10 protein-coding genes are annotated in these 14,694 nt (G+C 40.2%); 9 read left to right on the top strand and 1 reads right to left on the bottom strand.

All coding sequences use genetic code 11. From position 1 onward, the window contains the following. Window positions 1-46 precede the first annotated feature (46 nt). From rplL to F777_RS0112000, 9 genes are all read left to right on the top strand, one after another. Window positions 47-421, top strand: a complete 375-nt coding sequence (gene rplL / locus F777_RS0112035) for a 50S ribosomal protein L7/L12 (protein ID WP_026752256.1) — start codon at window positions 47-49, stop codon at window positions 419-421. 268 nt (window positions 422-689) lie between these two features. Next, window positions 690-4,493 (top strand): DNA-directed RNA polymerase subunit beta, encoded by a 3,804-nt coding sequence (gene rpoB / locus F777_RS0112030; RefSeq protein ID WP_026752255.1) that lies wholly within the window; start codon window positions 690-692, stop codon window positions 4,491-4,493. A 27-nt stretch (window positions 4,494-4,520) separates the two neighbouring features. Beyond that, complete coding sequence (gene rpoC, locus F777_RS0112025; protein WP_026752254.1) at window positions 4,521-8,804, top strand: DNA-directed RNA polymerase subunit beta'; 4,284 nt, start codon at window positions 4,521-4,523, stop codon at window positions 8,802-8,804. A gap of 143 nt (window positions 8,805-8,947) precedes the next feature. Further along, window positions 8,948-9,538 (top strand): OmpH/Skp family outer membrane protein, encoded by a 591-nt coding sequence (locus F777_RS0112020; RefSeq protein ID WP_026752253.1) that lies wholly within the window; start codon window positions 8,948-8,950, stop codon window positions 9,536-9,538. 60 nt (window positions 9,539-9,598) lie between these two features. Further along, complete coding sequence (locus F777_RS18505) at window positions 9,599-10,222, top strand: APC family permease (protein ID WP_255326489.1); 624 nt, start codon at window positions 9,599-9,601, stop codon at window positions 10,220-10,222. Between the two features lie 5 nt (window positions 10,223-10,227). After that, the gene (locus F777_RS18500) at window positions 10,228-11,031 is read left to right on the top strand and encodes an APC family permease (RefSeq protein WP_255326488.1); all 804 of its coding nucleotides are present in this window, start codon (window positions 10,228-10,230) and stop codon (window positions 11,029-11,031) included. 4 nt (window positions 11,032-11,035) lie between these two features. Further along, entirely contained in the window at window positions 11,036-12,040 is a 1,005-nt protein-coding gene (locus tag F777_RS0112010; RefSeq protein ID WP_026752252.1) for a bifunctional heptose 7-phosphate kinase/heptose 1-phosphate adenyltransferase, read from the top strand. Between the two features lie 112 nt (window positions 12,041-12,152). After that, window positions 12,153-13,100, top strand: a complete 948-nt coding sequence (locus tag F777_RS0112005) for an isoaspartyl peptidase/L-asparaginase family protein (protein ID WP_026752251.1) — start codon at window positions 12,153-12,155, stop codon at window positions 13,098-13,100. Between the two features lie 3 nt (window positions 13,101-13,103). After that, window positions 13,104-13,787 carry a 2-C-methyl-D-erythritol 4-phosphate cytidylyltransferase gene (locus F777_RS0112000; RefSeq protein WP_037369438.1) on the top strand — a complete coding sequence of 228 codons (684 nt, stop codon included), beginning with the start codon at window positions 13,104-13,106 and terminating at the stop codon, window positions 13,785-13,787. Here the strand turns inward: F777_RS0112000 and F777_RS0111995 are convergent. Continuing rightward, the gene (locus F777_RS0111995; protein ID WP_026752249.1) at window positions 13,784-14,680 is read right to left on the bottom strand and encodes a hypothetical protein; all 897 of its coding nucleotides are present in this window, start codon (window positions 14,678-14,680) and stop codon (window positions 13,784-13,786) included. The genes F777_RS0112000 and F777_RS0111995 overlap by 4 nt on opposite strands. Window positions 14,681-14,694: the final 14 nt, after the last annotated feature.

Here is a 14,694-nt window from a genome sequence, read left to right as displayed (position 1 = left end):
CATCCGCTGGAGCAAACGCTTTGAAAGCGGTTAAAAAAGTAAAAAAATGGCAGACGTAAAAGCATTAGCCGAACAACTAGTAGGCTTAACAGTAAAAGAAGTACAAGAATTAGCTGATGTATTAAAAGCTGATTACGGTATTGAACCAGCTGCTGCTGCAGTTGTAGTTGCTGCCGGAGACGGTGGTGGCGCTGCTGCTGCTGAAGAGAAAACATCTTTTGATGTAATTCTTGTTTCTGGTGGAGCAAGCAAATTAGGTGTAGTTAAAATCGTTAAAGAATTAACCGGTTTAGGTTTGAAAGAAGCTAAAGACCTAGTTGACGGAGCTCCAAAGCCAGTTAAAGAAGGCATTTCTAAGGCTGAAGCAGACGATTTAGCTGCTAAGTTGAAAGAAGCAGGTGCTGAAGTAGAAATTAAGTAATCCACTTCAACATAATTTGGAACCTTCCCCCTGACATTCAGGCGGGAAGGTTTTTTTTTGAGTTAATTTATCCCCAAAGGGCAGTTTGGCGCAAAATTTGTTTTTGCGGTTCTAATTCATTCCTTACCTTTGCCATCCTTAAATTTGGGCAATTTAGCGGGTGGACATTTTTATCGCAGATTTTGTGTGATGAATGCGCCGATTGTACGTTAAGAGAATTTCACCATTCTCCCCAATTATTTTGTACAAAAACCGGTTTTACATACATATGTCTACTACATCAATGAACAACAGGGTCGGCTTCGGTAAAACTAAACATTTGGCTGATGCCCCAGACCTGCTCGACATCCAGTTAGAATCCTTTAAAGAGTTTTTTCAGTTAGAGACTACACCCGACAAGCGTAATGTGGAAGGGTTGTTCCGTGTGTTTAAGGAAAACTTTCCTATTACAGACACGCGTAACATTTTCGTACTGGAATTCCTGGATTACTTTATTGATCCTCCTCGTTACACTATTGAAGAGTGTATGGAGCGTGGATTAACCTATGCCGTACCCTTAAAAGCTAAATTGCGTTTAAGTTGTAACGATGAGGAACACGTGGATTTCCAAACCATTGTACAGGATGTTTTCTTAGGAAATATCCCTTACATGACTCCGCGTGGTACTTTTGTAATTAACGGTGCAGAGCGTGTGGTTGTTTCTCAGCTACACCGTTCTCCAGGCGTGTTCTTCGGACAGTCTGTTCACCCCAACGGTACAAAAATTTACTCTGCCCGTGTAATCCCATTCAAGGGAGCCTGGATGGAGTTTGCTACAGATATCAATAACGTAATGTATGCGTACATTGACCGTAAGAAGAAATTCCCGGTTACTACCTTATTGCGTTCTATTGGATTTGAAACCGATAAAGACATTCTAGAGCTATTTGGAATGGCTGATGAAGTTAAAGCGGACAAGAAAACGCTGGCTCATCATGTTGGTAAAAAATTAGCTGCCCGCGTTTTGAGAACTTGGGTAGAAGATTTCGTGGATGAAGATACCGGAGAAGTAGTGAGCATTGAGCGTAACGAAATCGTTATGGAGCGTGACACCGTTCTGGATGAAGAAGCAATTGACACCATTATTGAAATGGAAGTGAAGAGCGTATTTATTCAGAAAGAAGATGTGGGTGGTGATTACGCAATCATTTATAACACCTTAAACAAGGATACTTCTAACAGTGAATTGGAAGCGGTTCAGCATATCTATCGCCAATTACGTGGTGCAGATGCTCCTGACAATGAAACGGCAAGAGGTATTATTGATAAATTATTCTTCAGCGACAAGCGTTATGATTTAGGAGAAGTAGGTCGTTACAAGATCAACAGAAAGTTGGGTCTTGACTACCCATTAACCAAAAAGGTATTAACCAAGCAGGATATTATTGAAATCATCAAGTACCTGGTTCGTTTAACCAATGCCAAGGCTGAAATAGATGATATTGACCACTTGAGCAACCGTCGTGTACGTACAGTAGGCGAGCAGTTGTATGCTCAGTTTGGAGTAGGTCTTGCCAGAATGGCCAGAACCATTCGCGAACGTATGAACGTTCGTGACAATGAGGTATTCACGCCAGTTGATTTGATTAATGCAAGAACTTTAAGTTCTGTTATCAATTCATTCTTTGGTACTTCTCAGCTTTCTCAATTCTTAGACCAAACCAATCCTTTGAGTGAAATCACGCATAAGCGTCGTATTTCCGCACTAGGACCAGGTGGTTTGAGCAGAGAGCGTGCTGGTTTCGAAGTTCGTGACGTACACTATTCACACTACGGTCGTTTATGTACCATTGAAACACCGGAAGGTCCAAACATTGGATTGATTTCTACTTTATGCGTTCACGCAGCTATCAACGATATGGGCTTTATTGAAACTCCATACCGCAAAGTAGAAAACGGAAAAGTGAACATGAAAGAACTTACTTTCCTAAGTGCTGAAGAAGAAGATACTGCGAAAATTGCACAAAGTAATGCGCCGTTGAGCGAGAAAGGTGAGTTCGTTGAAGATAAAGTAGTTTCTCGTCAAACCGGTGATTTCCCAATCTTAGATAAGGAGGAAGTAGAATACATGGACGTTGCCCCTAACCAGATTGTTGGTTTGAGTGCTTCCCTGATTCCATTCCTTGAACATGATGATGCCAACCGTGCTTTGATGGGATCAAACATGCAGCGTCAGGCAGTTCCGCTAATTGTTCCGGAAGTACCTATCGTAGGTACTGGTTTGGAAGCAAAAGCAGCCCGCGACGCTCGTATTCAGATTCACGCTGAAGGTAATGGTGTGGTTGAGTTTGTAGATGCTAATGAAATTCATGTTCGTTACGATAGAAATGATTTAGATCGTTTGGTAAGCTTTAATGACGACTTACAGGTTTATAAGCTGACTAAGTTCATTAAAACCAACCAGGCTACCTGTATCAACCTTAGCCCTGCGGTTAAGAAAGGTCAGGTTGTTAAGAAAGGGGATTTCCTAACTGAAGGATATGCTACCAAAGATGGGGAACTGGCATTAGGCCGTAACCTTCAGGTTGCCTTCATGCCTTGGAAAGGATACAACTTTGAAGATGCGATCGTAATCAGTGAAAAAGTAGTTAGAGAAGATTTATTTACTTCTGTACATATTGATGAATACGAACTGGAAGTTCGTGACACAAAATTGGGTGAAGAAGAATTGACCCCGGATATCCCTAACGTTTCTGAAGAAGCAACCAAGGATCTGGATGAGAATGGTATCATCAGAATTGGTGCTACCATTAAAGAGGGTGATATTCTGATTGGTAAGATCACGCCAAAGGGCGAGTCTGATCCAACCCCAGAAGAAAAACTATTGCGTGCCATCTTTGGTGACAAAGCCGGTGATGCAAAAGATGCTTCTTTGAAAGCTCCAAATGGTACAGAAGGTGTAGTAATTGATAAAAAATTATTCCAGCGCGCTAAGAAAGATAAGAACGGTAAGATTCGTGAAAAAGCATTGTTGGAAAAAGTTGAGAAAGTACATCAGCAAAATGTTGAAGCCATTAAGGAATTATTGTTAGAGAAACTACAGACCTTGTTGAAAGACAAAGCTTCTGCAGGTGTTAGCAATAACTTCGGTGAAATGTTAATTGGTAAGGGGGCTAAATTCAATCAGAAGAATCTAAGCACTATTGATTACCAGAACGTCAATCCATTGGGCTGGACAGGTGATGCAAAAACTGACGACCAGATCAATACCCTTCTACACAACTACAGCATTAAATTCAATGAAGAGTTGGGTAGATACAAGCGTGAGAAATTCAACATCTCTATTGGTGATGAGTTACCTGCAGGTGTATTGAAGCTGGCTAAAGTTTACTTAGCGGTTAAGCGTAAATTGAAAGTAGGGGATAAGATGGCGGGTCGTCACGGTAACAAAGGTATTGTTGCCAAAATTGTACGTGCAGAAGACATGCCATTTATGGAAGACGGAACACCGGTAGATATCGTATTGAATCCACTTGGGGTACCTTCCCGTATGAACCTTGGTCAGATTTATGAAACCATTTTAGGATGGACCGGTAAGCGTTTAGGTGTTCGTTTTGCTACGCCAATTTTTGACGGAGCTTCAACTGCACAAATAGAACAATACTGTAAAGATGCGGGCATTCCGAGAAACGGTCATACATACTTGTATGACGGTGAAACCGGAGAACGTTTCCACCAGAAAGCTACTGTAGGTGTAATCTATATGATTAAGCTACACCACATGGTAGACGATAAGATGCACGCGCGTTCTATCGGGCCATACAGCTTGATTACTCAACAACCATTGGGTGGTAAGGCTCAGTTCGGTGGTCAGCGTTTTGGTGAAATGGAGGTTTGGGCACTGGAAGCATATGGTGCTGCCAACATCCTGCAGGAACTATTAACCCTTAAGTCTGATGATATTATTGGACGTGCAAAAACCTATGAGGCAATTGTGAAGGGTGAAAATATTCCAAGAGCAGGCGTTCCTGAATCATTCAATGTATTGGTGCACGAATTAAGAGGTCTTGGTTTAGATCTTAAATTCGATTAACAAAAAATTCAAATTCTCAACCGCGATATGGCAATCAAAAGAGAAAACAAACAACGTCCAACCTTTTCACAGATCACGATTAGTCTGGCCTCTCCGGACAGTATCCTGGAAAGAAGTTTTGGCGAAGTACTGAAACCTGAAACCATCAACTATCGTACCTATAAGCCTGAACGTGATGGCTTATTCTGCGAAAGAATCTTCGGACCCGTTAAGGACTACGAATGTGCTTGTGGAAAGTATAAGCGTATCCGTTACAAGGGTATCGTTTGTGACCGTTGTGGTGTTGAAGTAACAGAAAAGAAAGTGCGTCGTGAACGCATGGGACATATTAAGCTGGTAGTTCCTGTAGTACATATCTGGTACTTCAAGAGCTTGCCTAATAAAATTGGTTACTTACTTGGAATGAGTTCCAAGAAATTAGAAACCATTATCTATTACGAGCGCTATGTAGTTATTCAAGGTGGAATTAAAGAGAACCTAAGTATGGGAGATCTTTTAACCGAAGAAGAATACTTAGACTTGATTGATGGCTTACCAAAAGACAATCAGTTCCTACCTGATGATGATCCTCAAAAGTTCATTGCAAAAATGGGGGCTGAAGCAGTTCATGCTTTGTTAGAGCGCATTGACTTGGATGAATTAAGTTTCTCTCTAAGAAATGCCGCAGCTACAGAAACTTCTCAACAACGTAAAGCAGATGCGCTTAAGCGTTTGAGCGTAGTTGAATCTTTCCGTGATGCAAGCACCAGAATTACCAACCGCCCTGAGTGGATGGTAATGCAGTATATTCCTGTTATTCCGCCAGAATTGCGCCCGCTAGTTCCATTGGATGGTGGTAGATTCGCTTCTTCTGATCTGAATGATTTATACCGTCGTGTAATTATCCGTAACAACCGTTTAAAGCGTTTGTTAGAAATTAAAGCACCTGAAGTTATCCTAAGAAACGAAAAGAGAATGTTGCAGGAAGCAATTGACTCTTTGTTCGATAACTCTCGTAAGTCTAATGCTGTTAAAGCTGAAGGCGGTCGTGCTTTAAAATCTTTATCTGATGTACTGAAAGGTAAACAAGGTCGTTTCCGTCAGAACTTATTGGGTAAGCGTGTTGACTATTCTGGTCGTTCTGTAATTGTAGTAGGACCTGAGTTAAAAATACATGAGTGCGGATTGCCGAAAGACATGGCTGCTGAACTATTCAAGCCATTTGTTATTCGTAAATTAATTGAAAGAGGTATTGTAAAAACCGTGAAGTCTGCTAAGAAATTAGTAGACCGCAAAGAAGCGGTTATCTGGGATATCCTTGAAAATATCTTAAAGGGTCATCCGGTATTATTAAACCGTGCCCCGACACTTCACCGTCTATCCATTCAGGCGTTCCAGCCTAAGTTGGTAGAAGGTAAAGCGATTCAACTTCACCCATTGGTTACCTCTTCGTTCAACGCGGATTTCGATGGTGACCAGATGGCCGTGCACGTTCCATTAAGTAATGCTGCAATACTGGAAGCACAGTTGTTGATGTTGTCTTCTCATAACATTCTAAACCCGCAGAATGGTACGCCTATTACCCTTCCCTCTCAGGACATGGTACTTGGGTTGTATTATATTACCAAGGGCAGAAAGTCTACAGAAACTGAAACCATCAAGGGACAGGGTATGGCTTTCTACAGCATGGATGAAGTGATCATTGCCTATAATGAAGGTAGAGTTGACTTGCATGCGAATATCAGAGTCAGAACCAATGTTCGTGAGAAAGGTGTTCTGGTAAAGAAATTAATTGATACTACTGTTGGTCGTGTATTGTTTAACCAGTACGTTCCACAGGAAGTAGGTTTTGTAAACGCATTGTTGACTAAGAAAAGCTTAAGGGAAATCATTGGGGATATTATCAAAATCACTGATGTTCCTAAAACAGCTAAATTCCTGGATGATATCAAAACACTTGGATTCCGTATGGCATTCCGTGGTGGATTGAGCTTCAGCGTGAATGACCTGATTGTTCCTGAAATCAGAAATGAATTATTAGAGAGTGCAAAGTCTGAAGTGGAAGAAGTTTGGGATAGCTATAATATGGGTCTTATTACCAATAACGAGCGTTACAACCAGGTTATTGATATCTGGGGTAGAGTCGATATGAAGATCACCGAATCTTTGATTCGCGAAATGACTATCGACAACCAGGGCTTCAACTCTGTATTCATGATGTTGGATTCCGGTGCCCGTGGTAGTAAAACACAGGTTAAGCAGCTAGTAGGTATTCGTGGTTTGATGGCTAAACCTCGTAAGAGTGGTAGCTCCGGTTCTGAAGTAATTGAGAACCCGATCCTATCTAACTTTAAAGGTGGATTGAACGTATTGGATTACTTTATCTCTACCCACGGTGCCCGTAAAGGTCTTGCGGATACAGCCCTTAAAACAGCGGATGCGGGTTACCTTACCCGTCGTTTGGTGGACGTTTCACAGGATGTGGTTATTTCTGAAGAGGATTGCGGAACCTTACGTGGTATTGCAACTTCTGCACTGAAAGACAATGAAGATGTAATAGAGCCATTGGCAGATAGAATTGAAGGACGTACTTCATTACATAATGTTTACCACCCAATCACTGAAGAATTAATCATCCTTGCCGGTGAAGAAATTTCTTCTGATGTGGCTAAGCAAATTGAAGAAGTAGGTATTGAAACAGTTGAAATTCGTTCTGTACTTACCTGCGAAAGCAAGCGTGGTGTTTGTGTGAAGTGTTATGGTAAGAACCTTGCCACTGGTTATCTTGCTCAAAGAGGTGATGCAGTAGGTATTATTGCCGCACAATCTATTGGTGAGCCTGGTACACAGCTTACACTACGTACTTTCCACGTGGGTGGTGTTGCCGGATCTGCATCCATTGAATCTACTTTACAAGCCAAATTTGATGGTACCATTCAGTTCGACGGTTTAAGAACTGTTGATACAGTTGGTAATGACGGAACCAAGACTAAAATTGTTATCGGACGTACGGGTGAGGTTAGAATCATGGACGTGAAGAACGATCGTTTAATGATTACCAACAACGTTCCTTACGGTGCTACTTTAAATGTTAAGGATGGTGCTCAGGTAAAGAAAGGAGATGTTATCTGTACATGGGATCCGTTCAATAACGTAATTGTTGCTGAAACAAACGGTTCTATCAAATTTGAAAATATCCTTGATGGTATCACTTACCGTGACGAGTCTGATGAACAAACAGGACACCGCGAAAAAGTGGTTATTGAAACCAAGGACAAAACAAAAATCCCTACCATTATTGTAGAGGGTAAAGATATCAAGCAATACAACTTACCGGTTGGATCACATATTGGTGTAGAAGAAGGAGACGAAGTAAAAGCAGGTCAGGTATTGGTGAAGATTCCTCGTATCTTAGGAAAACTAAGAGATATTACCGGAGGTCTTCCTCGAGTAACTGAATTGTTCGAAGCTCGTAACCCAGGAAACCCAGCTATTGTTTGTGAAATTGATGGTGTTGTTTCCTTTGGTAACGTGAAACGTGGTAATCGTGAGATTATCGTAGAATCACGTGATGGAATGATTAAGAAATACCTTGTTCCATTGACTCGTCAAATCCTTGTTCAGGATGGTGACTTCGTGAAAGCTGGTACGCCAATGTCTGATGGACAGATTGCTCCTGCTGACATCCTGGCTATCAAAGGACCATTTGCGGTTCAGGAATATGTGGTAAATGAAATTCAGGAAGTATACCGCTTACAAGGGGTTAAAATCAACGACAAACACGTAGAAGTGATTGTACGTCAGATGATGAAGAAAGTGGAAATTGTAGATGCTGGTGATACCAAATTCTTAGAGGAGGACTTAGAAGATCGCTTCGACTTTATTGAAGAGAACGACAGAATCTTCGATAAGAAAGTGGTAACCAATGCGGGCGAAAGTACTAAGATGAGAGCGGGTCAAATCATTACTTTACGCGAATTAAGAGAAGAGAATTCTATCTTACGTCGTGCAGACAAAAAACTGGTTGAAGTAAGAGATGCCAAACCTGCTACTGCCCGTCCTGTATTACTAGGTATTACTAAGGCTTCATTGGGTGTTCAAAGCTGGATTTCAGCCGCCTCATTCCAGGAAACAACCAAGGTATTGAGTCAGGCCGCCATTCAGGGTAAGACAGATGCGATGTTGGGTCTGAAAGAGAACGTAATTACAGGACACTTAATTCCAGCAGGTTCCGGACAGAAAGAGTTCGAGAATATGATTGTAGGAAGTAAGGAAGAATATGAAGTGCTGGCTACAACCAGAGAAGCGATGAGCTTTGATGAGGAAGAGTAATCAGTTACTGAAACGATAAGTAAAAGTAGGAAGCGTATGCTTCCTACTTTTTTACTGAATAGGCGTTTGTGAAAATCTATATTAGTATGAATCGCCTTGTTTTTATTTTAAAAATTGACTTATTTTAGAAAAATAATTACTTTATGAAAAACTTTATAACCGGACTTTCAATCGCTACTGCTATTGGTGTAGCTGTTTTATTTTATCTGCATTTTTCTAGCGCTAAAGCCGTTTCCACTGTTGCCGGCGGCAGCTCTGTAAGTGCCGGTGCAGGCGGATTCAAAATAGCTTATTTTGAGTCTGACTCTATTCAGAATCAATTTGAATACTTTAAAGAAGTTCGATCTTCTTTACAGCTTAAAGATCAAGCCAATGCAAAGCAATTGAACGAATTAAAAAATGTATTCACCAATAAGTACCAAGAGCTTCAGCGTGTGGGTCAAAGCCTTTCTCAGGCTGAATTAGCAAGCAAGCAGCAAGAACTGGTACAAATGGAAAGAACCTATCAGGGTAAAGAGCAAATGATGGCTCAGGAAATGCAGGACGAAAGCTTTAAGAAGCTTCAGGATGTAAAAAAGAAAATTGAAGACTACCTGAAAGAATACAATAAAGACAAGGGCTATGCCTATATTTTTTCCAGTGCACCGGAGTTCATGTATTTAAAAGACAGTGCTTTTAACATTACTAATGACCTGGTTTCAGGATTAAATAAGTTGTATCCAAAGAAGCAATAATCGTTCAACCATATTTGTTATCTTCATTCCCGCCCTTTTTAAAAATGGGCGGGATTTTTTATGTCAGAAACTACCCCTTCTTTTAAACCCACGCTGGGTTTGCTGGATGCAACCATGATTGTAGCCGGCAGTATGATTGGATCCGGAATTTTTATTGTAAGTGCTGATATTACCCGCAATGTAGGAAGTGCGGGTTGGTTGATTGTAGTCTGGTTGCTTACTGGTTTTATGACTTTAACCGCTGCATTAAGTTACGGAGAGCTAAGTGCGATGTTTCCCAAAGCTGGCGGTCAGTATGTTTACTTAAAAGAGTCCTATAATAAACTTACCGGCTTTTTATACGGTTGGAGTTTCTTTTCTGTAATTCAGACTGGTACTATTGCCGCAGTAGGGGTTGCTTTCTGCAAATTCGCGGCCTATTTTATTCCGGCATTGGAAATGAATGAATCGGACGTGCTCTTTTTGCTCGGCCCTTTTAAAATTTATCCTGCGCAGTTTGTTTCCATTTTTATCATTATCCTGTTAACCTATATTAATACAAAAGGGGTGCAGGGGGGTAAAATGATTCAGACCATATTTACTGTAACGAAGTTGTTGTCTCTTTTTGGCTTGATTGTATTTGGTTTTTACTTGCTGCTGATGCTGATGTATGGAATGCAAACTGGTCAGATGCTTTTACTATGAAGTCTATGACAAAGGGAACGGGGGAAATGTCTGCAGCCATCATTGCCCCAGTACTGGGTGCAGGAGCATTAGGTGCTATTGCTGCTTCTATGGTTGGCTCTATATTCAGTAGCGATGCCTGGAATAACGTAACATTTATTGCCGGTGAAATTAAAAACCCTCAAAAGAATATTGGACTTAGTTTATTTCTGGGTACTTTAATAGTGACCCTGATTTATGTTTCTGCCAATCTGATGTATTTAAGCGTTTTGCCATTAGATCAGATTGCATTTGCAGAATCTGATAGGGTAGCGGTAACCGCATCCAATGTAATTTTTGGAGGCATGGGTACTTATATTATCGCCGCAATGATTATGATATCTACTTTCGGGTGTAATAACGGCTTAATACTGGCGGGAGCCAGGGTTTATTATACAATGGCTCAGGATGGCCTTTTCTTTAAAAACGCAGGCAAGCTTAATAAAAATGCTGTTCCTGAATGGGCATTATGGGCGCAATGTGTTGTTGCCAGTTTGCTATGTTTAAGCGGTAAATATGGAGACCTTCTAGATATGGTGTCCTTTATAGTGGTTATTTTCTATGTTCTCACCATCGCTGGTATATTTATTCTTCGAAAGAAAAGACCAGATTTGCCCAGACCCTATAAGGCAGTAGGTTATCCGGTATTACCTGCAATTTATATGCTGATGGGTATTAGTTTCTGTGTATTGTTAATTATTTATAAGCCTCAGTTTACCTGGCCAGGATTAATCATTACTTTGTTGGGGATACCTTTATATTTTATAGCAGTTAGGAATGCAAAAAAATAGTTCCATGAATTTTGATCAGCTTTTTGAGCGTTTCAAAGACACACATGTGTTGATTGTAGGGGACGTGATGTTAGATACTTATTGGTGGGGTAATGTGGAGCGAATATCTCCGGAAGCACCGGTACCTGTTGTTGAAGTTCGTCACAAGGAATGCAGAGTAGGCGGAGCGGCCAATGTGGCTTTGAATACCGCTTCTTTGGGTGCTAAAACAGGAATCATCTCTGTTATTGGGAATGATGCTGATGGCAAGACCTTATTAAGTTTAATGAAGGAGCAGTCAATTGATACTTCCTTTGTAATTGAATCTAAGGATAGAATTACAACCAATAAAGTGCGGGTCATGTCTAGGAATCAGCAAATGATGCGACTGGACTCAGAAATTACTTCCGATATAGATACAAAATTGGAAGAGTTATTGGTTAAGCAAGTAGAGGCGTATATTAATGCTTATCATCCTTCCGTTGTAATATTTGAAGATTATAACAAGGGCGTTCTTACCAGCCAAACAATAGAAAAGTTGGTAGACATTTGCAATCAGCATCAGATAACCTCGGCGGTAGACCCCAAAAAGAAAAACTTCTTATCCTATAAGAATGTAACCCTTTTCAAGCCCAATTTGAAAGAAGTAAAGGAAGGATTGAATATGGTTGTTGAAGAAGTTGATTTAAAGAAAATGCAACATATACACCATATTTTACATGAGGTATTGCAGCACCAGATCTCGTTGATAACCTTGTCTGAAAAAGGCGTTTTTTATCAGGATCAACAGAGTAGTTCCATCATTCCAACACATGTAAGAAAGATTGCGGATGTAAGTGGAGCAGGTGATACAGTGATTGCAGTAGTATCCCTTGTAATGGCTGTTACCAGGCAAATTCAACTGGCTGCTGAAATGGCTAATATTGCCGGTGGACTTGTTTGTGAATCAGTGGGGACAGTAGCCATTGAGAAAGAAAAATTACTAATTGAATGTAAGAGATTATTGAGTAGTCAGGCTATTTCTGACTGATTAGTGATTCATTAGTAATTTGATATTTTTATTCAATGCTTTCTAATAGGCAACTTATTTATTTAGAATCTTTGCGACAACATAATTTTTACTTTCGTTGAAAATTAGCGAAATGTCAAATTTTACCATAGTAGTTCACGGCGGTGCGGGAACCATACTTAAAAAAGATATGTCCTCCGAACTGGAGCATGCTTATTCCGGTGTTTTGCAGGATGCCCTTGATAGTGGTTACGCTTCACTTGAAAAAGGGGGTACTGCCATTGATGCGGTTAAGGCCGCCATCATTGTTTTGGAAGACAATGTATTATTTAATGCAGGGAAAGGTTCTGTGTTTACCAAGAAAGGGGTTCAGGAAATGGATGCCGCCATCATGAATGGGGCCAATTTAGCTGCTGGAGCTATCTGCGGTGTAAGGAATGTTAGAAATCCTATTGAACTGGCAGCTGAAGTTATGACGAACAGCAATCATGTATTTTTAAGTGGAAAGGGAGCCAATGATTTTGCCATACAGCAGGGGATCAAGCTGGAACCGGATGATTACTTCTTTTCTCAATTTAGATACGACCAATGGAAAGCCATAAGAGACTCTGACAATTATTCTTTGGATCATACCAATCATCACCTGGAGGAATTGCTCAGGGATAGAAAATTTGGAACGGTTGGAGCAGTTGCCTTGGATGCGGCGGGTAATATTGCCGCGGCTACTTCTACCGGAGGGATGACAAATAAAAAATATGGCAGAATTGGAGATAGTCCGGTAATTGGGGCAGGTACATATGCCAACAATAAAACTTGCGCTATCAGTTGCACGGGACATGGTGAAATGTTTATACGGGCGGTAGCTTCTTACGATGTAAGTTGTTTGATGGAATATAAAGGATTGAGTCTGCAGGAAGCAATGCATAAGGTTGTGAATGAAAAATTGGTGAACATGAATGGGGAGGGCGGAATGATTGGCATTGATGCACAAGGCAATACTGCCATGGTGTTTAATAGTGCTGGAATGTATCGGGGAATTAAAAGCAGTAAGGGTGAAAACCTGGTAGCTATTTATAAATAAATCATGGCTAAAAAAGTTGCAATTATCACTGCCGGTGGATCGGGTACCAGAATGGGGGTTAGTACTCCCAAACAGTTTTTGTTATTGAATAATAAACCCCTCCTGTGGTATACGTTGAACGCTTTTTATGAAGCATTCAGCGATATTTCTATTATACTGGTTTTGCCCTCTGATTATTTAAATCATGGCAAAGAACTGGTAGCTGAAATGGGAAAAGAAGATTTTGTTTCCATTGTTGCCGGAGGACAAACAAGATTTCATTCGGTTAAGAATGGGGTTGATTTGCTGGATATGGAATCCATTGTATTTGTTCATGATGGGGTTAGGTGTTTGGTTACACCCAACTTAATAAGGGCCTGTTATGAACAGGCTTCTAAGCTAGGCTCTGCTATACCAGTGGTAAGCGCAACCGATAGTATTAGAATTGTAGATATGAATTCCGGTCATTCAGCTATTGACCGGAATCTGGTTAAAATTGTACAAACGCCACAGACATTTAAAAGCGAATTGCTAATCTCTGCTTTTAATCAGGCTTATCAGGATTCTTTTACTGATGAAGCCACTGTTGTAGAATATTCCGGTATAAAAACTTTTTTAATAGAGGGGGATTATGATAATCTCAAAATTACCCGACCTGTTGATTTATTATTGGCAGAGTCTATTTTGCAAAAAAGAAAATCCTATTAAGGAATCAGGGAAAGGGGAAAGGGCAATGCGTTATAATGCCATATAAAGTAAAATTCTTTGAGGGGATTAAACTTATTATAGAAGCTGGCAATTCCTGGTATAGATGAACCTTCAAAATCGAATAACAATGGTAATTCGCTGAATTCCTTTAGGCATTCGTAATAAAGTAAATAATTGGCACTTGTTTTTTTCCCTTCTGCTGTTGAAGCATTGATGATATTGTAGATTCTTTTATTGTCTCTCAGTAATACAGCCACAGAACAAATTTCTCCTGAAGGATTCACTACAGCTCTGGTAAAATATTGTAGGTTTTCGTTTTTATTCTTATGGCAAAACCGAACCAGTCTTTCAAAATCCTCTTCCCTGATATTCTGCAATTTATGGCCCAGTAACCGGCGGTATAAATGCATGCAGTCCTTAATGGGTATATTTTTTTTAACAGACCAGTTATTGGTAATTAGTTTGTTGCTTATTCTGGAAATTTCTTTTTTAAAAGTTTGTTCCAATACTGAAAATGGTTGCTGCAATGATAAATACATATTGGTCTTTGGAGTTGCTCCGAATTGAGAGGCTATTGCCACATTGCCATAATTTAATTGGATAGTACCATAGCAGAATTTTTTCTGTATTTGTGATTTTATTTTTTCTGCATAGGAAAACTCCGACTTTCCAATTAATCCAAGTTGCTGAACAAAAGGAACAGAGTAGGAATAGGAAATATGCCATTTCTTTCTGTGGGGTATGGGTAGAATTGCATCATAATCTCCAACAATAACAGCATCCCAGTTATCAGCCAGACTATCTAGCAAATCGGATTGAGCATAAATGAGTCCATTGTTACAATCGTTGACAAGCTTGTTCCATTTGTTTTTGTCAATTTCTTGCGATGACAATATTTCAATATTGT

It is taken from the genome of Sediminibacterium sp. C3, from assembly GCF_000508085.1.
In the GTDB taxonomy this organism is placed as follows: domain Bacteria; phylum Bacteroidota; class Bacteroidia; order Chitinophagales; family Chitinophagaceae; genus Sediminibacterium.
This window is presented reverse-complemented; position numbering and strand designations above follow the sequence as displayed.